Origin of the sequence: Streptacidiphilus rugosus AM-16 (assembly GCF_000744655.1) — a bacterium.
Taxonomy (GTDB): Bacteria; Actinomycetota; Actinomycetes; order Streptomycetales; family Streptomycetaceae; genus Streptacidiphilus; species Streptacidiphilus rugosus.
The window spans coordinates 3,993,383-4,016,788 of sequence record NZ_JQMJ01000004.1 but is presented as its reverse complement, the minus strand read 5'-3'; the positions used below and the strand labels follow the sequence as shown (position 1 = coordinate 4,016,788).

Sequence of the window (23,406 nt, the reverse complement as noted above, 5' to 3'; positions counted from 1 at the left end):
TACTGTCCGTGCCGCGGTCGGGCGTTCGGGGGGTTCGCGTGGGACCGGGGAGGCAGCGGACGGCTGCGCGTGGGAACCCGCCGCACGAGGGCGGGGCGCCGCAGGGGCGCCCCCAGCAGAGAGGGAGACACTGTGTCAGCTCCTCGAACGTCCGGGAGCAGCGTGCGCGGGCGAGCCCCGCGGAGGGCCGTCGGTGCGGCGGCCGTGCTGGCGCTCACCCTGGGCGGCAGCGGCGCGGTCGGCGGGCTCACCGCGTCCGCCGCCCGTGCGGCGACGACGTCGGCCGCCTCGGCCGCGTCGCCAGGCTCGGCCTCCTACACGGTCACCATCGGGACGACGGGCTCCTACCCCTACGCCGACGACACCCCGGCAAGCTCGTACGTCGACAAGGACGGCACCTTCTACTTCCAGCAGTCGCACTCGCTCTACGGAGCGAAGGACTCGCGGCAGTGGCAGTTCTACACCGGCGCCACCTTCGACGACGCCACCGCCGACACCACCCTGAACAACTCCGTCAACCCGGCGAACAAGAACGACTCCAACAGCGACACCACCTGGCGCTGCGACAACAGCCCGACCGGGCTGACCTCGACCTCCGCGCCCTCCGGCTCCGGCTATGCCCAGCCCGACTACTGCGATCTGGTGGGGACCTGGGTCGACCCGGACACCGGCGACTGGTACGGGCTGGTCCACAACGAGTTCACCCCGCAGCCCTTCGGCGACGGGCTGCACTACGACGCCATCGACTACGCCAGGTCGACGGACCAGGGGAGGACCTGGACGATCGAGGGCCACGCGATCACCTCGCCCTACAGCACCACCCGGGGCGACAGCACCGCGTTCCCGAACCAGACCTACGACTACGGCGACGGCGACCAGCGCCTCTTCGTCGACACCGCCTCGGGCTACTTCTACGTCTACTACGGCTCGCGGATCGTTCCCAAGAGCGGCGTCGGCGGCAGCACCGGCGGGCTCGCGCACGTCGCCCGCGCGCCGATCTCCGGCAAGATGGCGAGCGGCACCTGGCAGAAGTGGTACAACGGCGCCTGGACCCAGCCGGGCGTCGGCGGCCTGGAGAGCAACATGGTTCCGGCCGGCTCGGCGAACCCGAACGGGTACACGCCCGTCTCCGCCGACTACGACCCGGCCAACACCGGCACCGTCGACCAGCAGGTCGCGGCCGGGAAGCTGCCCGCCAAGTCGGACCTGTTCATCATGAACATCGCCTACGACGCCTACCTGGGCCTCTACATCGGCGAGCCGGAGGTCGTCTCCGGCACCGCGCCGCAGCGCTACTACGTCACCGACGACCTCTCCACGCAGAAGTGGTACCTGGCGGGCGATTCGGGCAGCTACACCTCGGGCTCCTGGTACCGCTGGTTCGTCGACAGCGCGAACCGGACCAACTCGACGATCATCGGCAGGAGCTTCCGCTCCTACTGCTCGATCTCCTGCCACAGCTCCGACGGCGAGTACGCCGACGAGACCGTCGACTCGACCGCCCCGGCCGGACCGGTCCTGGACCCGAGCCGGACCTACCGGATCGCCAGCGGCGACGGACGGGTGCTCGCGCAGGTGGCGGGCGGCTCGGCGACGACGTCGCTGGCCGCGCCGACCGGCGCGGCGGCCGAGGCATGGAGCTTCGTCGGCGACGGCGACGGCTCCTACCGGGTGGTCAACGCGGGCAGCGGTCAGCTGCTCGGCGTGAACTCGGGCGCCACCGCGGGGCGGGCCTGGGGCGCGGCGCTCACCGTCACGGCGGCGGGCACGAGCGGTCCGAGCGTCGGGCAGCAGTGGTTCGTGGTGCCGGGGGTGGCGGGCGGCAGCGGCACGTACCGGCTGGTCAACCGCTACAGCGGTCTGGTGGTCGGGCTCAGCGGCAGCGCCGGGCGGCTCAGTGAGACCACGCCCGCGCGCTACTGGACCGACACCACCGGCAACGCCGTCGGCGCGGGCCGCACCGCGGCGCAGCAGACGCTGACCATGACCGCCGTCGGCTCGACCTCCGGCACGGTCACCGTCAGCCCGATCCCGGCGCAGAGCTGGACGGCGGGCGCCTCGGTCCAGCTCCAGGTCAGCGCGAGCGCCAGCGCGGGCGGTTCGCTCTCGTACGCGGCCACGGGTCTGCCCGACGGCGTGACGATCAACGCGGCCACCGGCCTGATCTCCGGTCCGCCCACCTCCGCAGGCAGCGGCTCGGCGACGGTGACGGTGACCTCGGGGACCGCCTCCGGCACGGCCTCCTTCGGCTGGACGGTGGGCCAGGGAAGCAGTCTCAACGGCCCGCACACCCTGGTCACCGGCGGCAAGGCGCTGGACGACCCGAACCACAGCAAGAGCGCCGGTACCCAGCTGATCACCTGGTCCGCCAACGGCGGCGCCAACCAGACCTGGCAGTTCACGCAGCAGTCCGACGGTTCGTACCAGCTGGTCAACGCCGAGTCGGGCCTCTGCGCGGACGTCAGCGGCGGGTCGACCTCGGCCGGCGCCCAGGTGATCCAGTGGACCTGCACCGGTAACAGCAACCAGCACTGGAGGCTGACGCAGCTGGCGGGCGGCTCCTGGACGGTGGCCTCGGTCAGGAGCGGGCTGTTGCTGACCACGGCGGGGACGGGCGACGGCTCGCTGGTCACCCAGCAGGCGAACACGGGGTCCGCGCTCCAGCAGTGGGTGATCGGCTGACCGAGGCCCGGCTAGGCGGCCACTTCTGCCCGGTCGCCCGAGGCGGACGTGCGGCGCATGCTGGAACCACCAGGAAGGCCCGGGGCCGCCGCCCCGGGCCGAGCCGAGGGAGGTGCCAGGGATCATGACGACCTTCATGGACGTCCACCACGGGATGACCGGGATCACGGCCGAGCAGCTGGCCGCCGCACACCAGGCCGACCTCGCCATCGAGGGCGAGGAACACGTTCACTTCAAGCAGGCCTGGGCGGACCCCGAGTCCGGCACGGTCTACTGCCTGTCCGAGGCTCCGTCGATGGAGGCCGTCCAACGGATCCACGAGCGGGCGGGCCACAAGGCGGACGAGATCCATGCGGTTCCCCTGATGGTCTGACGAGCACACCGACCCCTGGCCCACTCTGTGAGACGGTTCGTCCCACGGAGGGGTCGGGGTGTCATCCTGGGTCCATGAGCACCGCACTCATTATTTGCTTCGGCGTGCCGCTGCCGCGCTGAGTCCCACCGGACCAGCCCGCGCCACCGGCACCCAGACCTCTCGCGTCCGCGAGGGGTCTTTCCTTTTGGCCCGCGGACCCACGGGCCAACGGTCAGCTCTGGAGCACCCCATGCCCGTCGACACCCCCGTCGCCCCTCCCACCGCCCTGCTCGCCGCCGACCTGCTCCCGGCCCCGGCCCCGCAGCAGCACATCGTCGCGACGGTCCTCCCCGCCCGCGGCCTCCTCGCCCGCGTCGCCGCCGTCCTCAGCGCCCACCGCGTCACCGCCCTCTCCTACCACGCCGCCCCCGACGGCCCCACGACCGTCGAAGTCACCGTCGCCGCCCCCGACGCCACCCGCGTCCGCGCGAAACTCGCCCGCATGGTCGACGTCCTGGAGGTGCTCGACGCCGGGTGAGGTGCGCGGGCGGCCCGGGTGCTACGGGGTGAGGAGGGCGGCCAGTTTGTCGGCGATGGAGGACCAGATGACCGTGGCGCGCTCGCGGAAGTCGCCGCCGGGGAGCTGTTCGTGAGTGATGGTCATCTCGGTGGTGGCGCCCTCGGGACGGAGGGTGACGGTGACGCGGGTGGTCCGGCCGTGGGTGCTGTCGGCCGCCCAGGTGAAGACCAGGAGGTGGGGACGGTCCACGATCAGGTACTCGCCGGTCACGGTGTCCGCGCCGGATTCGAAGATCTTGACGATCCGGTAGCGGCCGCCGACGACCGGATCGCAGGTGGCCTCGGCGACGATGCCTGGATCCGGGCAGAGCCACTGCTGCAGCCGGTCGGCGTTGGTCCACGCGTCGAAGACGTCCTCGGCGTCGGCCTTCAGGCTGCGGGTGACCCGGACGACGGCGTCCGTCATGGCGTGCTCCCCTTCGTGTCGGCGATCTCCGCGGCGTGCGCCTCCAGGTGGGCGGCCAGGGCGTCGGCGCGGCGCTCCCAGAAGCGGGTGTAGTCGCTGATCCACTGCTCGGCCTCGGCGAGCGGCTGCGGATTCGCGCTGAGGTAGTGGTCGCGGCCGCGTATCTCGCGGCGGACCAGGCCGGCCCGCTCCAGCACGATGATGTGCTTCGAGACCGCCGCCAGCGACATCGGCAGCGGCGCGGCGATCTCGGTGACGCGCGCCTCGGTGGTGCGCAGGCGTTGCAGGATGGCCCGCCGGGTCGGATCGGCGAGGGCCATGTAGGTGAGATCCAGGGGTGCCGAAGAACGCTCAACCATATTGCTGAATGTTAGCGCGGGCGGTACATTCAACCAAGAGGTTGAATATCAGGCCATCGAGAGTTCGTCACGGAGGAGGAGCGGCCATGACCGTCCCTGATCTCACCGGCGCCACCGCGATCGTCACCGGCGCGAGCCGGGGCCTCGGCGCGGAGGCCGCGGCCGTCCTGTGCGCGGCCGGCGCGCGCGTCGTCGGCGTCGCCCGCGACAAGGCGGAGCTGGACGAACGGCGCGAACGCCTCGGTGCGGGCTTCGTGCCCGTCGCCGCGGACGCGACGGATCCCGACGTCGCCGAGCGGCTGCTCGCGCAGTACCGGCCGCGGGTGCTCGTGCTGAACGCGGGCGCGGTTCCACTGGGGCGCCCGCTGCAGGAGTACGACTGGGAGAGCTTCAGTCGGCACTGGGAGGCTGACGTCCGGCACGCCTTCCACTGGACCCGGCAGGCGCTGACGCTCCCACTGGACCCGGGCAGCGTCGTGGTGGCCGTCTCCAGCGGCGCGGCGCTGAAGGGCTCGCCGGTCAGCGGGGGCTACGCGGGCGCCAAGGCGGCGGTCCGTTTCCTCACCGGGTACGCGGCCGAGGAGTCCGCCCGCAGCGGCCTGGGGATCGACTTCCGCAGCATCCTGCCGCCGATGACCCCCGGCAGCGGCGTCGGGAACGCCGGTGTGCGGGCCTACGCCGAGCGCTCGGGTGTGGCGGAGGAGGAGTTCCTGCGCCGGATGGGCCCGGTGCTCACCCCGGCCGACATCGGCGCGGCGATCGCCGCTCTGGCCACCGACCCCGCCCTGTCGCCCGGTGCGTACCAGCCGACGGCCGAGGGGCTGAAGCGGCTGGACTGAGGCCGCCGGGCGGACGAACCGGTCGGCGGCCCGTCAGTTCCGGTGTGGCAGGCGGGGTGCCAGGGCCGGGACCCGGCGGCGGTAGGCGGCGTACTGCTCGCCGAACTCCGCCGCCATCAGCCGGTCCTCGACGCGCACCCGGTGCAGCAGCCAAGGCACGCACGCGGCGGCGATCAGCAGCCAGAGACCGAGGCCCTCCGCGAGCGTGCCGCCGAGCACGAGGCCGAGGAACCCGGTGTAGATGGGGTGGCGGACGTGGGCGTAGGGCCCGCCGGTGCGCAGTTCGTGTCCCTGCCGCACCAGCGGGACGCTCGCCCACATCGTGCCGAGCACCCACCGCGCCCACAGCAGCAGCGCGGTCGACGCCACGACCACGACGACGCCGAGGACGGCGAGCGCCGGCTGCCAGTACTGCAGATGCCGCCAGAGCCGGCCCCGACCGCCGCCGCCCAGGGCGACGAGGACCGCGACGCCCGCGACCAGGCCCAGCCGCGCGGGCAGCGAGCTCCGCGCCCGCGCGGACCAGCCCCGCAGGCCCGCCGGACTCTGTGCTCCGAAGTACAGCGCGCCCGCCACCCAGCACACCGCGACCAGTCCGACGCAGCCTGACACCGCGTCACGGACCACCGTCTCCATCGCGCCCATGTCCCCAGGGTGGCGGGCCGCCACGCCGGGGGACCACCACCTCAGGGTGGAGGTGGCGGGTGGAAAGAGGAGGTCACCGCGTCCTTTTGCGCCACTTCGGACGGAAAGCAGACAGGATCTGACGCATCAGATATTGCTATGGTCACGATCGGGCAACTAGGGTCGGGCTCGAACCGTTGCGACGTCGATCGTCCGACCCTGGGCGACCGCGGCGGTACCGCCGAGTCTGACGAGGCAGCAGGGCCGGGCAACGGTCAGGCCGCCGACTCGGAGCCGGGGACCCACGTTCCTCGGGGTGAATCGGCATCAGGCGGCCGCAGGGCTGTGAGATGTCGTAGGGCGAACTTCCGGCCCGAACCCGTCAGCTCACCCGGTAGGCGGACGTAGGAAGAAGGAGTCCGCCCGCGTGGCGTCCCACCGCCGTCCCACCACCCCGAGTCGCACCCGCGCCCGGGTGTCGCTGATCACCGCCGTCGCCGCGACCGGCGTCGCACTCACCGCCCAGTCCTCGAGCGCCGCGCCCACGCCGACGACCGGCCAGCTCAAGGCGCAGCTCGACCAGCTGAACAACGAGTCCGACCACGCCGTCCAGGTCTACGACCAGGTGGAGGAGCAGGTCCAGGGCCAGCAGCAGAAGGCCGCGCTGCTCCAGGACGAGATAGCCCGCCGCCAGGCGAAGGTCAATCTGCTCATGGACGACGTGAGCCGGATCGCGCAGTCCCAGTACGCGGAGGGCGCCGTCGACCCGACGGTGCAGCTGATGCTGAGCAGCGACCCGAGTGAGTTCCTGGACAAGGCGTCCGCGATGAACCAGGTGACCAGCAGTCAGGTCGGCGAGCTCGACGCGCTGCGGTCCGAGGAGCGGACCCTCACCAAGGAGAAGTCCCAGGCGGAGGCCGCCTTGCAGGCGCTGGACGCCAGTGTCCGCCAGGCCGCCGCGGCGAAGGCCGCGGCCGACGCGAAGGTCAAGGAGACCCAGAAGCTGCTCAACTCGCTGACCGCGAAGCAGCTCTCCGCGGTGACCGGCGGCGGCAACGGGATCGTCGGCGGTCACGGCTACGGCTCGACGGCGAACCTGGGCAACTCGCAGCCGGGCGACTCGATCGAGGCCGCCGCGTTCAAGGCCGCGCAGACCCGCATAGGCGATCCCTACCTGCGAGGCGGCACGGGGCCGAGCCAGTTCGACTGCTCGGGCCTGATGCAGTGGGCCTACGCGCAGGCCGGTTACCACCTCGGCCGCACCACCTACGACCAGATCAACTACGGCACGGCGGTGAACTCCACCGCCGATCTCCAGGTGGGCGACCTGGTCTTCTTCAACGGCGCCGAGCACGTCGGGATGTACGCGGGCAACGGCATCATCCTCCACGCCCCGCACACCGGCGCCTACGTCCGCTACGAGCCCATGGCCCAGATCGGTTCGATCTACGCGATGCGGCACATCTGAGCGCTCGACGCGACAGCTGAGGCCCCTGGCCGGCGGACCGACCGCCGGCGAGGGGCCTTTCTGCGCCTCCGCCGCCGGCCCCGAGGGCGGTCGGAAATCATCACACTGATGGCCGGTAACGCCGGAGCCGGCGAGCCGTCCACATGATGCTATGAATTTCCTGACAGTTCTCCGGGGTGCCCTGGGAGGCGCCCCGGAACATGAACTCCGTTTACGGACGAAGGAACTCGGCGAACATGCTGACGCTTTCCGTGATCGTGCCTGCGCACAATGAGGAGTCAGGTCTGCCGGCCACACTGGAGGCGCTGCTGCGGCAGACCGTTCCGGCCGAGCGCATCATTGTCGTGGACGACGGATCGATTGACCGGACCGGGGAGGTCGCCGCGTCCTACGGTGTGACGGTGGTGCGGCCGCCCCACAATCTCGGCAGCAAGGCGAGGGCGCAGAACTTCGCGCTTCCCTACTGCGACACCGATCTCGTGCTCGCCGTGGACGCCGACACCGTCCTGGCCGACGACTACATCGAGCTGATCAAGCCCGCCTTCGACGACGAGCGCGTCGTCATCGCCGCAGGCTGCGTCCAGAGCCGGTTCGAGCGGACCTGGACCGAGCGCGGGCGGTCGATCGAGTACCTCTACGGCTTCCACTGGAACAGACCGATCCAGAACATGGCGAACAGCCCCACCGTGTGCTCGGGATGCTGCTCCGTCTTCCGGCGCCGGCCGCTCGTCGACTTCGGCGGCTTCCCCGAGCGGACGATCGTCGAGGACATGGACTACACCTGGTCCGCCCAGATGATGGGTCAGAAGGCGGTCTACGTCGCCAAGGCCGTCGCCTGGGCGGCGGATCCGGAGGACCTCACCTACCTGCGCAAGCAGGACTGGCGGTGGATGGCGGGCTTCGCGCAGAACGTCCGGCTGCACCTGTGGCGGATGATCCCGCGCAAGCCGGTGCTGGCGCTGTGGATCCTGCTCGCGCTCTGGGAGATCGTCACCGCGCCGCTCTGGCTCGCCGTCCCCTTCATCGCCCCGCTGATGGGCGGCTCCTGGGTGGGCACCGTCGGCTGGTGGGCCGGGCTCGAAGTCGGGCTCACGCTACCGCCGTTGCTGTATGCGGCCAAACGACGGAAGCTTCCGGTCATCCGGGTGCTGCGCAATCTTCCATGTGTGTATCTCATGAAATTCGTCAATATCTACTATGCATGGAAGGCGCTGGTGGTCGAACTCCTTCTGGTGCCGCTCAGGCTCTCGAAGGGTCTCACCGTCTACGAGAAGGGCCGACCTGACCCCTCTCCCGTACCGATTTCTTAGTGACACTTCATCAGTGTGAGGAGAACAGCAAGATGTACGGACACGAACTCCCCAAGACCGGCTTCAGTGGGCTGATCTACGCGAGCATGGCGCTCGCCCTCGGCCTGGCCGGTGTGGCGATGAAGTTCGCGGCCCACGTCCGCAACCGATAAGCCGATCGGGGCTGGATGTCTTGAAGTTTCGCAGACCCCCGGATGCCGCGCCCTCCGCACGACCGGCGACGCCGCTCGACCGAGCGCTGCGCATCGGGGGGTCTGTGCTGATCGCGGTGAGCGCCGTGCTCGCGCTCTACCTCGTCTACGAGTTCTGGTGGACCGACGTGCAGGCGAAGGCCGACCAGGGGGCCGCCCAGAGCCAGCTCGAGCAGCAGTGGTCCGCCTCCCCGGCGCCAGCTCCTGCCGTGCACCTCGCCGTCGGGCAGAAGTTCGCGCTGCTGCGCATTCCCAAGCTCGGCCTGGTCGTCCCGGTCGCCGAGGGCACCGACAAGACGCAGATCCTCGACCACGGGCTGGTCGGACATCTCGTCGGCTCCGCGCTGCCTTCCGACCCGAGCGGCAACATGGTGCTGGCAGGCCACCGCAACACGCACGGGGAGCCGTTCCGCCACCTGCCCACCCTCACCGAGGGCGACACCGCCGTGGTCGAGACGGCCACCGCGTCCTACACCTACACCGTGCGCGGAACCATTCCGCAGACCGCACCTGACAACGTGTCGGTCCTGAAGGCCGTCCCCGCCGGATCCCCGTTCACCCGACCCGGCCGGTACCTCACGCTGATGACCTGCACGCCGGACTACACGTCCTGGTACCGGTTCGTCGCCTTCGCCCAGCTCACTCACGTGCAGCCCAAGCAGACGCCGGGGCCCGGCCCTTCGGCGTCACCGCGGGCCCCGGCGAAGCCGGCCGCCACGGCGGTCGCCGCCCGTGCCGTCGGACATGCCAAGGCCGCGCCCGCCCACCGTCGGCACCGCGCGGGGAAGCGGTAGGCGTCCGTCCCGGCCGGCGGCAGCGCGTGAGCGGGCTGCCCGCGGTTCAGGACCGGGCGAGCAGCACCGTCGCGTCGTCGTGCCGCTTGCCGCGGAACGCACCGTCCCGCAGGGCCAGTTCGGCCTTGCGGACCGCGGCCACCGCGTGCGCGGGGCCTTCCGCGGCCAGGGAGTCCAGCAGTTCGGTCCAGGTCCAGCCGAAGCGCTCGACCAGGCGGCTCACCCCGTCCGACATCGCCGCGACCTCGCGCACCCCGGCCAGGGGGAACGAGGCGGTCACGGCCTGCTCCGCCGCCTCCGCGCTGGTCGAGGCGACCCAGAAGCCGTCCGCCGCGTTGCGCAGGGCGCTCACGGAGACGGGGTCGTAGGCGGGCAGGTGGTCGATCCGGGTGTCCTCCACCAGTTCGATCCGGCCGTCCGCGCGGCGCACGACGACGGGGGAGTCGGCCAGCACCAGGCAGTCCAGCCGGTCGGCGACGGCGTCGGCGCGGAACAGCGCCACCGTCGAGGCCGGAGTCTCGGGATTGCCCAGGTCGCACTCGGGGTGCAGGTCGCGGGTGCGCAGGATCGCCTGACGCAGGATCTCCGGCAGCGGCTCGCGCGGGTGGGTCACCAGGAACTGCGCCAGCTGCGCGCCCAGCCTCGCCACGAACCACGGCACGTCGTGGACGCAGCCGGTGGGCAGACCGCTGGGCGTCGCGCCGTCGAGCACCAGGCCGAACCCCGGCCCGGCCAGCACGAAGTCCTCGTTGGCGGCGGCGTCCGGACTGGGCTCGCAGGCGTAGCTGATCTCCACGGTGGGACCTCGGTGCTTCCTGTCTGGGCGACGGTCGGGGAACCCGCATATGCGATCTTCTCCGATCATGCCGCGACTGGCCCCGGGGACACGGCAGGCTTCTCTACGCTGATATGCCATGGATGGCGAGTACGCGGAGGAGCCGACCGGGTCGGACGACCCCAGCGGTTGGGAGGACCCGACGGCGTCGGTCCCCGCCGGGACGGAGCCGCTCGGCCCCAGACGACTGGCCCCGCCTGCCGCGGCCGCGCTGCTGCGACTGGCCGCGCGCGTCGAGCGCGACCTGCTGACGGCGGGACTGAACGCCAAGCCCTACGAGGTGACCCCCTCGGCCCTGGCCGGGGTCGAGGTGGAGGTCGACGCGTTCGACGACGCCGTCGGCGGCGTCTGGCTGCACTGGCGGACCCATCCTGAGGTCGGCGCGGACTCCGCGGCGGGCCTGTCCGTGCGCCTGGTCATGGCGGAGGCCCTGGTCCGCACGCTGGCCGCGCTCGGCTACGGCAGTGAGCACGGCCAGGACAGCCTGCGCCCCTACGCCGTCCGCGTCCTCACCGCCCCGCCCCCGACCCCCGCCGCGCCCGCGGCCTCCCCGGCGACCGGGCCGCGGCGGGGCTAGTCGTCGGCTGTCGGCTCAGCTCTGCCGCAGTGCGGGCATCGGCACCGGGACGGCGTACGTCGTGGCGCCCACGCCGACGCCGCCCTGGCAGCTGTTCGGCGGGTCGGTGGTGACGCCGCGGGTGGACGGCATCTCGGCCGCCCAGAACATGTAGCCCAGCATGCCCGGTGTGGTGCCGGCCCCGGCGGGGCCGCGCTCTGGAGCCAGCTGCCCGTGGTGTTCTCGACCGAGCTCGAGAAGTCGGTGCACTCCGGGCGGATCGAGTTGCCCTCGGCGATGTAGAGGCTGCCGGTGAACTTCGCCGGGGCCAGCGGCGGGATCGGCGGGCTGTAGGTCGGTTTGCCGGTCAGGTGCTCCTGCCAGTTGGACTCGGCGCCGGACGCCGAGGGCTGCTTGCTGGGCACCATGGCGTTCGCGTAGTCCAGCACCGGGTTGCTCGTGGTCAGCCAGTTCGCGGTGGCGTACTGGTCCAGGCCGGAGAGCCAGCGGTCGCCCGCGGCGACGTCGAGGGTGAGCCGGGCCGTCGGGTCGGCGCCGGTGGCGTCGTACGGGTGCGCGGCACGGTAGGCGGTGACGAAGGCCTGCAGCCCCGTCAGGTTCGGGCCGGAGCTGTTCTCGTAGTCGATCTCCATGCCGACACCCAGCCGCGTGGCCAGCGCGGCGGCCTTCTGCCCGAGCAGCGTGGGATTCTGGGACAGCGCGGTGTCCCAGTCGTTGACGTAGGTGATCCCGCCGATCGAGAGCATGACCCGGATGCCGTGGCCGGTGAAGTAGTTCACCACCGCCTGGGTCATGCCGTTCGGCACGCCGTTGGTGTCGCCCGCGTCGGTGGTGCCGTTGAGCAGCCGCAGCGGGTTGACGAAGCTCAGCACGACCAGGTTGACGGAGGGGCGGCCGTCGCCGCGGTCGATCAGCCAGTGGTTCTTCTGGTCGAAGTCGGTCATGTCACGGACGCTCGCCCAGGTGCAGGCGTCGTTGCTGCAGTGCCAGGCGCCGTAGACCTGGATCGGGCCGGCGGCGGCCGCCTGCAGGGTGGCGCTCTTCACGGCGGGGCTCTTCACAGCAGCCTCGCCGGGCGCGGCGCCACCGAGTGCGGCGGCGGTCAGGGCGAGGGTGGCGGCGGCGAGCAGGGCGGGGGTTCTGCCTGTGGGGGTGCGCATCCATCGCCTCCCGGCGAAGAGGGCTCGACAGTTGCCCCAAGGTTGGTGATCGCCTGACGCGCTGTCAATGGTACGGACCAAGTCGGCGACCGGGGCCGCTGCCGGGTCAGTTCGGGCGGAGGTCGGCCCGGTCGGGGTGGCCGGCGAGCCGGGTCAGGGTCCGGGCCGCAGGTTCGACGCGGGCCGCGCGGTAGCCCGTCCCGGCCCAGAGGTGGATCAGGTCAGTGTCGTGCGCCGCGGTCGCCGCCCTGCGGAGCGGTCCGGTGAGGTGGTGCAGGGCGGGGTAGCCGAGTGGTGCGACCGGTTCGTAGGTGTCGGTGAACCGGTTGCGCAGGGCGCGGGCGGGGCGGCCGGTGAAGGCGCGGGTGAGCACGGTCTCGGTGAAGGCCGGGTCGACGAGGGCGTCCTGGTGGGCTGCGGACGCGCCGCTCTCGTGGGTGCGGAGCAGCGCCGTGCCCACCATGACGGCATGGGCGCCGGCGCGCAGCGCGGCGGCGGTGTCCGCCGGGTCGGCGATGCCGCCGGTGGCGACGACGGGGAGCGGGACGGCGTGCCGGACCTCGGCGACCAGTTCGGGCAGCGGGATCGCGGCGAGCGGCACGGCGGGGGCGAGGGTGGCGGAGTGCCCGCCGGCCGACGAGGCCTGGACGATCAGCAGGTCGACGCCGACGTCCGCGGCGGCGAGGGCCTCGGCGGGGGTGGTGACGGTCTGGGCGACCAGGTTGCCCGCGTCCTGGAGGGCCAGGACGGCGTCGGCGGCGGGCAGGCCGAAGGTGAAGGAGACCAGAGGGACGGGGGTCCGTAGGAGCAGTTCGAGCTTGTCCGCCCAGGCGTCGTCGTCCTCGGTCGCGGTGTCCGCCGGAAGGACCAGGTCGTAGCGGTCGGCCTCCGGTTGCAACGCGTCGGCGTAGGCCCGGTACGCGTCCGGGGCGACGGGGACGGGGTTGGGTGCGAACAGGTTGACGCCGAACACCGCCACGCCCGCGCGGACCCGGGCGATCAGGGCGGCGAGGTCGGCAGGGGGCAGGTAGCCCCCGGCGAGGAAGCCCAGCCCGCCGACATGAGCCGCGGCCCGGACGAGGTCGGGCGTGCTGGGGCCCCCGGCCATCGGGGCCGCCCAGACCGGGAGCTCCACGGGGAGGGACGTCAGGTCTCGGGGCATGGCGGTGTTCCTTCGACTCGGTGCCGGGTAGGAGCTTGATCGTGCGTCAGTTCCGGCCGTCCGTCAGGTCCGGGTAGTGGCCGCGTTGGTAGGACGACAGTTCGGAGGTGGCCAGTTGGCCCCCGCCCTGGCAGATCGGGCAGACGCGTCGCGCGTGGCATTCCCGGCAGCGGCCCCACGTCCCTGATCCCGACCCGCGGCCGCCGCACAGGGGGCACCAGCCCAGGCCGTCGCACTCGTAACAGAGCACGTAGCCGGGCGTGAGGGTCTCGGGGGTCCGTACCGGTTCCGGCCACCGGAACGGGGTCGGCCCTTCGTCGCGCGCTTCAGGTGTCTCACTCACGACGGCAACATATGTCATGTCCGTTCGCGGGAAGTGTGTCAATGCGCGGCGCGGCTCTGGGCGTGCGAGCGGTGTTCTGTTGCACTGGTGTCCCGGTACCGCCGAAGTCCCCTGTCCGCAGCCGCGAAGGAGACCCGCACGTGCAGGCCGCCCGCACCGTCGTCAGGACCCTGCTCGCCGGCCTGTGCGCAGGCGCCACCGCGTTCGCCCTGGCGGCCGCGCCCGCGCGGGCGGTGGTTCCCGCGCGGGCGATGACCGGGAGCGCCGGCTACACCGCCGCCACGCCCGCCGACATCTCCACCGCCTGCGCCGGGCAGGACGCCGAGACGATATCCGCCGCCGATCCCGCGGCGAACGCCGTCTACGAGGTGTGGATGGGCTGCAAGGGCATCGGATTCTCCGGCTCGTCGAACGGAGGGGTCACGTTCGGCGGGCCGGTCACGCTGCCGGGCAGCACGGGGCAGAAGGGGCAGCGCTCCTGGGATCCCGCCGTCACCGTCGCCCCGAACGGAACCCTCTACGCGGCGTTCATGGTCTCCCGCGCCGGGCAGACCTATCCCACCGTCGACGTGAGCACCGACCACGGCGCGGTGTGGCGGACGGCAGGCGTCGTCACCCCGCCGGACGCGAACAACTGGGGCGACCGGGACTTCATCGCCGTCGGCCAGGACGGCACGCTCTACCTCACCTGGGACTACGGGCCGAGCTCGGCGGCGGTCACCTTCCTGTGCGCGGCGAACGGCAGTTGCTCGTTCGCCACCGGCGATCTCAACGCGGTGCTGCAGAAGTCCACCGACGGCGGTCGCACCTGGTCGGCCATGTCGCACATCAGCCCCGGCTATCCCGACAGCGGCGCGGACAGCGCGCCGATCCTGGTCGAGCCCGGAGGCGCGCTCGACGTCGTCTACCAGGGCTACGACGTCGGCGACATCCCGACCGACACGCTGACCGTGGCGTACACCTACGCGACCCGCTCCACCGACCGCGGCGCGACCTGGTCCGCGCCGGTACGGGTGGGCGGCGGCGTGGGGTCGATGGACACGGCCGAGTGGTGGATCGACGGCGCAGAGGCCCTCGGCCCCGACGGCACCCTGTACGCGACCTGGGACACCCAGACCGACACCGGCGACACGGGCTGGCTTTTGTACTCCCAGGACCACGGCGCGAGCTGGTCCGCGCCGGTCCGGGCCCCGGCGGACACGCTGAACGTGCCGCACGTCATGCAGGTCGTCGCAGGTCCTCCCGGTGTCGCGTACGTGGGCTGGCTCTCCGACAGCGATCCGCGCGGCTACGCGCAGTACCTGCGGGCCTTCTCGACGACGAAGGGCTGGCTGTCGGCTCCGTTCCAGGTCTCTCAGCGGTTCGGCGCCCCGGGCGTCTGGCCGGGGGACACCTTCGGCTTCGTCCCCCTGTCGCCGACCCGCCTCTCCCTGGCCTGGGGCAGCGCGGTCGCCCCGACGGCCACGAAGGACGACATCTGGGCCACGACGGTGGGGGTGACCCTGCCCTGACTCCGTGCTTCGGCGAGCCCCGGCCACGCGTGCGCGCTACTGGCCGTCCAGGGCCGCCACCAGCTGCGGGAGGGCGCCGGCGGCCGTGATCAGGGCCAGGTGGTCGTGGTAGTCCCGGCTGTGGACGATCCGGCCGTCGCGGACCCTCAGTATCTGGACGTTGGCGGTCTCGAAAGTCTGCCCGGTCGGCCGGTGGTGGACTAGGTAGTCCCACTCGGCGACGATCACCTCCGGGTCGTCGGTCTCCCGGATCACCACGTTCACCGGGGTCAGGTCCACCGGACTGTGCGCGGCGACCTGCGCGAACCGCTCCTGGAGCGCCGCCCGCCCTTCGGTGCGGCGCGGCCCGATCGGTTCGAAGACCGTCTCCGCCAAGGCGTCTTCGGCATAGAGCGCGGCCAGTTCGGTGTAGCGGCCGGCGGCGATGCCTTCGAGCAGCTTCGTGAAGACCTCGCGCGGCGTCGGCGTCTCGGTCATGATCAACCTCCGGTGAAATCCGCTGATAGAATCGGACTGGCTGCTCCGTTTTCGACGATACGGACTGGCTGATCCGTTTGTCCAGGCCGACTTCGCGGTCGACGAGAAAGGGTTGGCGATGAGCGGTCCCACGGAGCGCCCACTGCGGGCGGACGCCGCCCGCAACCGGGCCCGACTGCTGGACACCGCCACTCAGGTGTTCACCACCCGTGGCACCGGAGTGCCCACCGAGGAGATCGCCCGTGCGGCCGGGGTCGGAGTCGGCACCCTCTTCCGCCACTTCCCCACGAAGGAAGCGCTGCTGGAAGCGGTGATGGTGCGCAGACTGGAGGAGATCGCGGCTCAGGCGGCGCGACTGGAGGCCGAACTGCAGCCCGCGGAGGCCCTGTTCGCCTGCTTCCGCTTGGTGATCGAACAGTCTGCGGGCAAGAACGACTTCGCCCGGACGCTCGCCGCGGCCGGTGTGGATGCGCACGCGGCGCTGCGGGAGTCCAGCGACGCGATCCAGGCGCAATTCGCGCGGCTGCTGGACCGGGCACAGTTCGCCGGCGCTGTCCGCCGGGACCTCGGCCTGCCGGAACTGATCGCCCTGATGGCCGGCACCAGCACGACGATGGAGCATCTCGGGCCCGATCCGGGGGCCCGGCAGCGGATCTTCGACGTGGTCTTCGACGGGCTGCGTCCGCACTGATCGGCGGTGTGCCGACTCGGGGAGCGGTCGGCCGATCCCGGTGACTCGATCACCCGGCATTCCGAGCTGACGCATCGTGTGGCGGACCTATGATCGACAGATGACCTTGGAATGGGAGCAGGTAATCGTCCACTCGGAAGATCCGGTGGCGCTTGGACAGTGGTGGGCCGCGGCGCTGGGCTGGGTCGTGGTCTTCTCCTCGGAGGACGAGTTCGAGATCCGCCCGGAGCCGGACCGGCTCCCTGGCCTGGACTTCGTCCGGCTCGCGGAGGCGAAGAAGGCCAAGAGCCGACTGCATCTCGACTTCAGGCCCGACGACCAGGACGCCGAGGTGGCCCGACTGCTGGCCCATGGTGCACGTCGCGTCGACATCGGCCAGGGCGAGCAGTCGTGGGTCGTGCTGGCGGATCCCGAGGGCAACGAGTTCTGCGTCCTCGCGCCGCGAGCCCAGTAGCCCGGCCCTTCAGGTGAGGACGGTCGGCGGCGGGGGCGGCCTCGACGGGCCGGCCCCGCCCACGGCCTGAACGGCCGTCGCCGTTCTCGGGTCCGTCACGGGTGGCGGGCGTCGACGACGGTGGTGACGCGACCGGTGGCGAGGTCGTAGACGTGCCCGGAAGCGCTGATCTCCCGGGGCAGCAGCGGTGCGTGGAGCAGGCGGTCGACGTCGGTGCGGACCGTGGCGAACGGGTCGGCGACCTCCGTGGCCGCGAGAGTGGGCTCGGACAGGCCGGTGGCCGCCGCGGCCTCGCGGCGGAAGGCGTCGTCGGCCAGGAAGCCGGTGCCGCACTGGGTGTGGTGGATGACGGCGACCTCGAACAGCGGGCCGCTCAGACCGAAGACCCTGCGGGCCAGGAAGGCCAGGTAGGCGAGGTCGTCGACGACGGACGGGGTGACCCGGCCGCCGGCGTTGCGCAGGACCGGCGCGTCCCCTGGGCGGAGGCCGAGGAACGCGGCCGGGTCGACCCGGTGGTCCAGGCAGGTGAGGACGATCAGCCGGGCGGTCGGCGGGGCCAGCGGGAGCGGGGTGTGGTCGCGGGCGAAGGCCTCGTTGTGGCCGAGGAACGCGGCGATCCGGGACGTGGTGGCCGTGGCGGGATCAGTCATGACGGATCCGTTCGGGTGGGCTCGCACTTTGTGGATGCTGTCCACTTTAGCTTGACAAGTGGACGGTGTCCACCTTGATATCGTGGGTGGATGACCACGGCCCGATCCGCGGCGGAGCCCCCGCCGGACAGCCCGACGCCCGGACGCCGACGCCCGAGGGGCGCGGTCCGCGCCGGACTCGTCGCCGCGGGCGTGGAGCTGGCGCGCGCCGGGGGCCCGGACACCGTCGTGCTGCGGGAGGCGACGCGCCTCGTCGGCGTGGTCCCCAACGCCGCCTACCGGCACTTCGAGGACCGGGACCAACTCCTGGCCGCGGTCTGCGCCGCGGCGATGGCCGAGCTCGGCGACCGGATGGCCGAGGCGGTCGCGCGGATTCCCGGCGAAGCGGCCGACCCCGAGGCCGCACGGCTGCGGCTCGGCGCCATCGGCACCGCGTACCTGCGGTTCGCCCGCGACGAACCCGGCCTCTTCGCCACGGCCTTCGCGGTGCCCCAGCAGCACGCGTACACCGTGCCCGCCGGGTCCGAGCCGGGCACGGACCGCAGCCCGCTGGGGCAGCTCCGCGCGGCGCTGGACGCCCTCGTCACCGCGGGCGTGCTCGACCCAGGCCGTCGGCCGGGCATCGAGTACCCGATCTGGTCCGCCGTGCACGGCCTGGCCGTCCTCACCGGCCAGGGCCCGCTGCGCGAGGCGGGCGACGCCGAGACGGCCCGGCTGACGGAGCGGACCCTCGCGTTCATCGCCGAGGGGCTGGGCTAGGGACCGCCGATCAGGTGGTGTAGCGCAGCAGCGCGGCGGCGCCGTCGTCGGCGAGGGTGCCGGGCAGGAGCTCGCTGAAGGTCGCGCCGGTGAGGGTGGCGGCGCGGAGCAGCAGGGTGGAGGCCGGGGCCTCGAAGGCGGGCCCGTGCCCGCCGAGCGCGTCGGGGGAGCTGGCGATGAGCTTCGGGTCGCCGCCGGCCCCCCACTTGGCGGGATCGGCGCCGCGGTCCGCGTGCAGCAGCAGGGTGCGCACGTTGCCCGGGGCGAACGCGTCGGCCACCGCGGGCAGTCCGTGGACGGCGGCCTGCTGGGCGAGCGCCTCGCGGTAGGCGGCCATCGCGTCCTCGTGGCTGCGCCGGGACGCTTCGGCCAGCCGGGCGTCGACGGCCTCGCGCAGCGCCGCCAGCGCGTCGTCGCCGCCGCGACCGCCGGGAACGTCCACGACCTCGGCGTCGATCTTCTGGGCGGTCAGCAGTTCGCGGAGCACGCCCAGCGCCTTCGGGTCGCCGCCCACGAAGACCACGCGGGCGCCCACCGCCTGGGCGGCCTCGGCGATCTCGGCGGCGACGCCGGAGGCGTTCTGCGTCCAGAGGTTGACGCTGCGTCGGTGGTAGGAGGCCATGGACGGGCCGCCGCCGCGGACACGGGAGATGTGCAGGGTGCTGCCGTCGTAGGTGCGGCTGGTGGCCGCGTCGAACGCGCCGGCGGGGTAGGCGTCGATGTCGCCGCCCTCCCGGTCCAGGGCCACCACCACGTAGGGCAGTTGGTGGTCCAGGTCCAGCACGGTCTCCAGCGGATCGGCCAGCGGCCTGACGACGGCCCGGTTCCGCGGCGGGGGCTCCGACAGGGTGAACGCGCCGAGGAGCACCCCGCCGGCCGCGAAGAGCGACTCGCCCTGGGGGCCGACCACGTGCGGCGATCCGCCGACGGCCGCGTCCAGGGCGGCCAGGCTCGGCTCGTCCGCCCCCTGGGCGGCGAGCTCGCGGCGCAGGTCCCGCCAGGTCACCTCCAGACGCTTGTCGGCGTCGTGGTCGAGCCTGCTGGTGTCCAGGTGGACCGAGACCACCGGGCCTTCGGCCTCGTAGAGCGGGCGGAGCAGATCGAGTTCCATCAGGAGCCTCCTGGGGCGTCAGTGACCCGACCATCTTCTGCAGACAAGCCGCATATCGGACACTTCGCGCGGGGCTGCGCTCACGCTCCGCATCCGGAAGGAGCCCGCGCTCACCCGGACGGCGCAGCCGTGGCAGGTGGGTGATCGCCGCGTCTCCCGGGCCTGACCCCGGCTCACCGAGCACTTGGCGGGCGCCCTGCCGGTCGCGCGGACCCGACGCGGGCGTGCCGATAATCCGGAACGGGCGCTCCGTCCCGCCAAGTCGCCACCGAAAGGGTCCGTGATCGCGATGGACGCACGGTACAAAGTGTTCGCGCTCGCCTTCGCCACCGCAGGATGTCTGACCGCCACCGCGGCGTGCTCCAGCAGCAGCAACAACAGCGTCACCCCGGCCGCCAGCGCCGCGAGCGCCGCCAAGACCCACATCACCGGTGCCGCGTCCGCCATGGCGACGCCGACCGCACTGCAGCACGGCGTGACGCTCGGCGCCTACTGCTCGCCGCAGGGCGCGAGCGGCGTGAACTCGAGCGGCCTGGCGCTCACCTGCACGAAGGACTCCTCCGGCCACGACCGGTGGGTGTCCGCGGTGCCCAACACCGCGGCGGCCAAGGCCGGGACGTTCTGCGCGACCAACGGTCAGACCGCCACCAGCGGGCAGCAGACCAAGCTGGTGTGCAAGCCGGGCCCCGACGGCCGGCTGCGCTGGATGAACGCGCAGAGCGGATGAACGAGCCGCGTTGCTGACCGAGTCGGGTTGCTGACCGAGCTGGGCTGATGAACCGGCGCGCGGGTGAACGAGCACCGATGGAGCACCTGCTGTCGCCGACGGCGGGAACCGCGCGTGTAATCGGAAGGTGAGCCCCGAGACCGGCCAGGCCTCGCGGCCGCCCCCGCTCACGCCCTCGCCAGCCCGAGAGGATCACCCCTGATGCCCCGCAACCGGCGACGCCCCACTCCTCGCCCGGCGGCCCTGGCCGCCGCGTTCGTACTCGTCGGCGCCGGGGCTGTCGGGCTCGGCGCGTGCTCGAGCTCCGCGACGAACAACTTCTCGACGAGCACGATCACCACGAACCCGCCGTCCCCGACCGGGAACTTCTCCGGCAGCGTGCCGTCCGCGCTGAAGTCGCTGGCCTCGGCGGGCGTGGCCTCGGCCGCCTCCGCCTCGGCGTCCAACCAGGCGCGGGCGTCCGCGTTCGCCTCGTCCGCCGCCGCCGAGTCCGCCCGCGCCAAGGCCGCCTACGAGGCGGCGCTGAAGAATGTGAGCGGACGGGGCGACGCGGTCGGGGACGTTTTCCTCACCGGCCTGCCGAAGGCGCAGACCGGAGGCCTGCACGCGGCGGTCGTCAACATCACCAACCACACCGGAGCCACCGCCTCCTACGCCGTGCAGGTCGACTGGACGGACACCGCGGGCCATGTGGTGGACAGCTATGTCACCGGCACCGAGCACCTGGCGCCGGGAGCGAAGGCCACGCCGGTCGCCTTCAGTGAGAAGGACGCCGACCTGACCCTCGTCCCGGTGGTCGCCAAGGCCCAGCGCTTCTGAGAGATCAGCGCTTCTCGGAGATCAGCGCTGCTGAGACACGTCAGCGCTTCAGGGGGAGCCGGATCAGACGGAGACGCCGAAGTCCTGCGCGATGCCGGACAGGCCCGAGGCGTAACCCTGGCCGATGGCGCGGAACTTCCACTCCGCGCCGCTGCGGTAGAGCTCGCCGAAGACCATGGCGGTCTCGGTGGCGGCGTCCTCGCTCAGGTCGTAGCGGGCGATCTCGGCGCCGCCGGCCTGGTTGACGACGCGGATGAAGGCGTTGCGGACCTGGCCGAAGTTCTGTCCGCGGTTGTCGGCGTCGTAGACCGAGACCGGGAACACGATCTTCTCGACCTCGGCCGGCAGCCCGGCGAGGTTCACCTTGATCTGCTCGTCGTCGCCGCCGCCCTCGCCGGTGACGTTGTCGCCGGTGTGGACGATGGTGTTGTCCGGCGTCGCCATGTTGTTGAAGAACACGAAGTGCTTGTCCGAGACCACCCTGCCCTCGGCGTTCAGCGCGATGGCGCTCGCGTCCAGGTCGAAGTCGGCACCCGTGGTGGTGCGCACGTCCCAGCCGAGGCCGACCACGATGGCGGTCAGGCCCGGGGCCTCCTTGGTGAGCGAGACGTTGCCGCCCTTGGTCAGGCTGACAGGCATGGTGTTCCCCTCCCTTTCGGCTGTCGGCTATCGGCGCCGGACAGTCCTCTTACCAGCTGCTTACTGTTCCACATCTCGGTCGGACTGGGGAGCAGGGGGAGCCGCCGCCGGGTCCGTGTCGTCGGGAAGAAGCGGGCGGAGCGCGCCGAGTACGGCCCCGACGCAGACGTCGCGGATCTGCTCGCGGGTGCAGGTCTCCTCGGTGAGCCAGTCGACGACGAGCACCTGGACGAAGACGAGCCAGCTGCGCAGCACGGCGGAGACGGCCGCGCGGGACGCCTCGTCGGCGAGGGGGAGCACGGCGAGCAGCCGGGCCCGCAGGGCGTCGAGTTCGTCGGTCATGATCGTCTGGATCACCGGATCGCCCGCGAGGACGCGGTTGGCGGTCAGCACGGCGTGGCGGTTGGCCACGAAGTAGTCGAGGTGCACGTCCATGCCCTGGACCAGCTGCCCGACCAGCGAGTCGGCGGGGTCGATCCGGGTCTCGGCGAGCAGCTGGTCCGCAGCCTGCTGGTAGACGGCGGCGAAGAGCGCCTGCTTGGTGGGGAAGTGGCGGTAGAGCAGCGCGCGGGAGACGCCGGCCTGGCCGGCGACCTCGTCCATCAGTACGTCCTCGTAGGGGCGGGCGGCGAAGCACCGGGCGCCGACGGCGAGGAGCTGGGCGCGGCGGTCGGCGGGCGTGAGGCGCTTGCGGGGGGGCACGCGGTCAGCCTACGCGACGCTACTTGACACGCGTCTACTTGTCGCGCCTATGCTGGAACGCGCTCTAGTAGACACATGTCAACTTAGATCACGGGGTGAGGACCATGGCGAGGACGCTTCGCGTGCTGGTGGTGCTGATGGGCTGGTCGTGCGTGGCCATCGGGCTGTTCCACTTCGTGCTCGGCAACGCGGCGATCCCGGGCGCCGGGTCAGCAGGGACCACGATCGACAGCTGGGGCCGCTTCATGGGCGCCGCCTTCGCCGGGTACGGACTCGCGTGGCTCTGGGCCGCCCGGCAGCGGCCGATCCCGGCGGCGCCGGTCCGCTGGCTGGCCGCCGTCTTCCTGCTCGGCGGGATCGGAAGGCTGCTCTCGCTCGCCGAGCACGGGTGGCCGCAGTGGTTCCAGATCGTGCTCGGCGCCCTCGAGTTGGGCCTGCCGCTGGTCTACTTCGTGCTGGCCGGGGCGGAGGAGCGGGCCGCCGCCGGGCGTGTCGCGTCGGACGGATCAGGATTGGAGAAGCGGAGGCCGGGCCCCGCGGTTAGGGTGGCCGACATGGGCAGCACCGACCGGTAGCACCTCGCTCCGCCTCATCGTCCGGGCGTGGCACCGGTCTTCCCGGCCGCGACACGCGCGGCCTGCGGGACCTGCCGTGCTGTCGACGCGATGATGGGCGGGGGCGCGAATGTCGGGCTGTCCGCTGGTCTTCAAGCCCTACCATCCCACCGGGCCGAACCGACCCGTGACTTGAGGAGTGACCATGTCCGACTCTCCCACCAAGGGAATCAAGACCGTCCTGCACCCCGTCTCCGACCTGCCCAAGGCGAAGGCGGTGTACGCCGCGCTGCTGGGCATGGCGCCGCAGGCGGACGAGGCGTACTACGTCGGTTTCGAGGCCCAGGGACAGCACATCGGGCTGGTCCCCGGCGGCGCGCAGCAGGGCATGACCGCGCCCGTCTCCTACTGGGAGGTGGACGACATCGAGGCCAAGCTGGCCGAGCTGACCGCCGCGGGCGCCGTCCTGAAGGAGCCGGCCCACGACGTCGGCGGCGGCCGCCTGGTGGCGACGGTGACCGACCCGGACGGCAACGTGCTCGGGGTGCTGCAGGACCCTCGGTGAGGTCCGCGCCCGTCCCGCGCTGACGCGGGTACGGGGTGAGGAAGGAAGCGTCGCGCACGTCGG

The 23,406-nt window shown here is 72.1% G+C and carries 28 protein-coding genes and 1 riboswitch; of the genes, 16 read left to right on the top strand and 12 right to left on the bottom strand.

Translation table 11 applies throughout. The annotated features are described in order from the left end of the window. Positions 1–162: 162 nt before the first annotated feature. From BS83_RS27245 to BS83_RS27235, 3 genes are all read left to right on the top strand, one after another. Positions 163–2,682 (top strand): RICIN domain-containing protein, encoded by a 2,520-nt coding sequence (locus tag BS83_RS27245; RefSeq protein WP_063774238.1) that lies wholly within the window; start codon positions 163–165, stop codon positions 2,680–2,682. A 124-nt stretch (positions 2,683–2,806) separates the two neighbouring features. Next, the gene (locus BS83_RS27240) at positions 2,807–3,055 is read left to right on the top strand and encodes an SCO4226 family nickel-binding protein (protein ID WP_037606130.1); all 249 of its coding nucleotides are present in this window, start codon (positions 2,807–2,809) and stop codon (positions 3,053–3,055) included. A gap of 232 nt (positions 3,056–3,287) precedes the next feature. Further along, on the top strand, positions 3,288–3,575 hold the full coding sequence (locus tag BS83_RS27235; RefSeq protein WP_037606129.1) for an ACT domain-containing protein: 288 nt from the start codon (positions 3,288–3,290) through the stop codon (positions 3,573–3,575). 21 nt (positions 3,576–3,596) lie between these two features. Here the strand turns inward: BS83_RS27235 and BS83_RS27230 are convergent, their stop codons facing one another. Together BS83_RS27230 and BS83_RS27225 are read right to left on the bottom strand one after the other, a co-directional pair. Further along, entirely contained in the window at positions 3,597–4,022 is a 426-nt protein-coding gene (locus BS83_RS27230) for an SRPBCC family protein (protein WP_051944065.1), read from the bottom strand. Then, positions 4,019–4,381, bottom strand: coding sequence for an ArsR/SmtB family transcription factor (locus BS83_RS27225; RefSeq protein ID WP_051944063.1), 363 nt, complete (start codon positions 4,379–4,381; stop codon positions 4,019–4,021). The genes BS83_RS27230 and BS83_RS27225 overlap by 4 nt, the downstream gene beginning before the upstream one ends. An 86-nt stretch (positions 4,382–4,467) precedes the next feature. Here BS83_RS27225 and BS83_RS27220 point away from each other — a divergent pair, with 86 nt between their 5' ends. Then, a complete protein-coding gene (locus BS83_RS27220) occupies positions 4,468–5,220 on the top strand; it encodes an SDR family NAD(P)-dependent oxidoreductase (RefSeq protein WP_037606128.1) in 753 nt (250 codons plus the stop codon). 33 nt (positions 5,221–5,253) lie between these two features. On the opposite strand, the gene BS83_RS27215 is transcribed toward BS83_RS27220, so the two are convergent. Further along, positions 5,254–5,865, bottom strand: coding sequence for a methyltransferase family protein (locus BS83_RS27215; protein ID WP_037606127.1), 612 nt, complete (start codon positions 5,863–5,865; stop codon positions 5,254–5,256). A 250-nt stretch (positions 5,866–6,115) separates the two neighbouring features. Then, positions 6,116–6,261, top strand: a riboswitch (cyclic di-AMP (ydaO/yuaA leader). A gap of 10 nt (positions 6,262–6,271) precedes the next feature. Between BS83_RS27215 and BS83_RS27210 the strand changes: the two genes are divergently transcribed. The 3 genes from BS83_RS27210 to BS83_RS27200 all read left to right on the top strand — a co-directional run bounded on the left by BS83_RS27210 (position 6,272) and on the right by BS83_RS27200 (position 9,607). Next, positions 6,272–7,312: a C40 family peptidase gene (locus BS83_RS27210; RefSeq protein WP_037606126.1), complete on the top strand. Its 1,041-nt coding sequence runs from the start codon at positions 6,272–6,274 to the stop codon at positions 7,310–7,312. Positions 7,313–7,548: 236 nt separating this feature from the next. Next, entirely contained in the window at positions 7,549–8,622 is a 1,074-nt protein-coding gene (locus BS83_RS27205; RefSeq protein ID WP_037606125.1) for a glycosyltransferase family 2 protein, read from the top strand. Positions 8,623–8,794: 172 nt separating this feature from the next. Next, positions 8,795–9,607, top strand: a complete 813-nt coding sequence (locus BS83_RS27200) for a class E sortase (protein ID WP_269664868.1) — start codon at positions 8,795–8,797, stop codon at positions 9,605–9,607. A 46-nt stretch (positions 9,608–9,653) separates the two neighbouring features. Here BS83_RS27200 and BS83_RS27195 read toward each other — a convergent pair whose 3' ends face one another. After that, complete coding sequence (locus tag BS83_RS27195; RefSeq protein WP_037606124.1) at positions 9,654–10,403, bottom strand: protein phosphatase 2C domain-containing protein; 750 nt, start codon at positions 10,401–10,403, stop codon at positions 9,654–9,656. Between the two features lie 118 nt (positions 10,404–10,521). On the opposite strand from BS83_RS27195, the gene BS83_RS27190 reads away from it, so the two are divergent. After that, entirely contained in the window at positions 10,522–11,019 is a 498-nt protein-coding gene (locus tag BS83_RS27190; protein WP_037606123.1) for a hypothetical protein, read from the top strand. Here BS83_RS27190 and BS83_RS27185 read toward each other — a convergent pair. From BS83_RS27185 to BS83_RS45760, 3 genes are all read right to left on the bottom strand, one after another. Beyond that, on the bottom strand, positions 11,016–12,179 hold the full coding sequence (locus BS83_RS27185; RefSeq protein ID WP_198035309.1) for a glycoside hydrolase family 18 protein: 1,164 nt from the start codon (positions 12,177–12,179) through the stop codon (positions 11,016–11,018). The two genes, BS83_RS27190 and BS83_RS27185, sit on opposite strands and share 4 nt — an antisense overlap. A 106-nt stretch (positions 12,180–12,285) precedes the next feature. Continuing rightward, complete coding sequence (locus BS83_RS27180; protein ID WP_037606122.1) at positions 12,286–13,341, bottom strand: NAD(P)H-dependent flavin oxidoreductase; 1,056 nt, start codon at positions 13,339–13,341, stop codon at positions 12,286–12,288. 46 nt (positions 13,342–13,387) lie between these two features. After that, the gene (locus BS83_RS45760) at positions 13,388–13,684 is read right to left on the bottom strand and encodes a hypothetical protein (RefSeq protein WP_157597337.1); all 297 of its coding nucleotides are present in this window, start codon (positions 13,682–13,684) and stop codon (positions 13,388–13,390) included. Between the two features lie 140 nt (positions 13,685–13,824). On the opposite strand from BS83_RS45760, the gene BS83_RS27175 reads away from it, so the two are divergent. Further along, positions 13,825–15,195 (top strand): sialidase family protein, encoded by a 1,371-nt coding sequence (locus BS83_RS27175; RefSeq protein ID WP_037606121.1) that lies wholly within the window; start codon positions 13,825–13,827, stop codon positions 15,193–15,195. 36 nt (positions 15,196–15,231) lie between these two features. Here the strand turns inward: BS83_RS27175 and BS83_RS27170 are convergent, their stop codons facing one another. Next, the gene (locus BS83_RS27170; RefSeq protein ID WP_037606120.1) at positions 15,232–15,672 is read right to left on the bottom strand and encodes a nuclear transport factor 2 family protein; all 441 of its coding nucleotides are present in this window, start codon (positions 15,670–15,672) and stop codon (positions 15,232–15,234) included. Positions 15,673–15,790: 118 nt separating this feature from the next. Here BS83_RS27170 and BS83_RS27165 point away from each other — a divergent pair, with 118 nt between their 5' ends. Together BS83_RS27165 and BS83_RS27160 are read left to right on the top strand one after the other, a co-directional pair. After that, positions 15,791–16,363, top strand: a complete 573-nt coding sequence (locus tag BS83_RS27165) for a TetR/AcrR family transcriptional regulator (RefSeq protein ID WP_037606119.1) — start codon at positions 15,791–15,793, stop codon at positions 16,361–16,363. A 100-nt stretch (positions 16,364–16,463) separates the two neighbouring features. Next, positions 16,464–16,817: a VOC family protein gene (locus tag BS83_RS27160; protein ID WP_037606118.1), complete on the top strand. Its 354-nt coding sequence runs from the start codon at positions 16,464–16,466 to the stop codon at positions 16,815–16,817. Positions 16,818–16,912: 95 nt separating this feature from the next. On the opposite strand, the gene BS83_RS27155 is transcribed toward BS83_RS27160, so the two are convergent. After that, a complete protein-coding gene (locus tag BS83_RS27155) occupies positions 16,913–17,467 on the bottom strand; it encodes a carbonic anhydrase (RefSeq protein ID WP_037606117.1) in 555 nt (184 codons plus the stop codon). A 90-nt stretch (positions 17,468–17,557) separates the two neighbouring features. On the opposite strand from BS83_RS27155, the gene BS83_RS27150 reads away from it, so the two are divergent. Then, positions 17,558–18,226 (top strand): TetR/AcrR family transcriptional regulator, encoded by a 669-nt coding sequence (locus BS83_RS27150; RefSeq protein ID WP_037606116.1) that lies wholly within the window; start codon positions 17,558–17,560, stop codon positions 18,224–18,226. A gap of 10 nt (positions 18,227–18,236) precedes the next feature. Here BS83_RS27150 and BS83_RS27145 read toward each other — a convergent pair whose 3' ends face one another. After that, a complete protein-coding gene (locus BS83_RS27145) occupies positions 18,237–19,337 on the bottom strand; it encodes a baeRF2 domain-containing protein (RefSeq protein WP_037606115.1) in 1,101 nt (366 codons plus the stop codon). A gap of 289 nt (positions 19,338–19,626) precedes the next feature. Between BS83_RS27145 and BS83_RS42215 the strand changes: the two genes are divergently transcribed. Beyond that, a complete protein-coding gene (locus BS83_RS42215) occupies positions 19,627–20,064 on the top strand; it encodes a hypothetical protein (protein ID WP_157597336.1) in 438 nt (145 codons plus the stop codon). Positions 20,065–20,265: 201 nt separating this feature from the next. Continuing rightward, entirely contained in the window at positions 20,266–20,883 is a 618-nt protein-coding gene (locus tag BS83_RS27135) for a hypothetical protein (protein ID WP_037606114.1), read from the top strand. Positions 20,884–20,946: 63 nt separating this feature from the next. On the opposite strand, the gene BS83_RS27130 is transcribed toward BS83_RS27135, so the two are convergent. Both BS83_RS27130 and BS83_RS27125 read right to left on the bottom strand, forming a co-directional pair. Continuing rightward, a complete protein-coding gene (locus BS83_RS27130) occupies positions 20,947–21,522 on the bottom strand; it encodes a TerD family protein (RefSeq protein ID WP_037606113.1) in 576 nt (191 codons plus the stop codon). A 60-nt stretch (positions 21,523–21,582) separates the two neighbouring features. Further along, a complete protein-coding gene (locus BS83_RS27125) occupies positions 21,583–22,224 on the bottom strand; it encodes a TetR/AcrR family transcriptional regulator (protein WP_037606112.1) in 642 nt (213 codons plus the stop codon). 104 nt (positions 22,225–22,328) lie between these two features. Here BS83_RS27125 and BS83_RS27120 point away from each other — a divergent pair, with 104 nt between their 5' ends. Further along, complete coding sequence (locus BS83_RS27120; protein WP_084714143.1) at positions 22,329–22,799, top strand: DUF4345 domain-containing protein; 471 nt, start codon at positions 22,329–22,331, stop codon at positions 22,797–22,799. Positions 22,800–22,983: 184 nt separating this feature from the next. Continuing rightward, entirely contained in the window at positions 22,984–23,343 is a 360-nt protein-coding gene (locus BS83_RS27115) for a VOC family protein (protein ID WP_037606111.1), read from the top strand. The last annotated feature ends 63 nt before the right edge of the window (positions 23,344–23,406 follow it).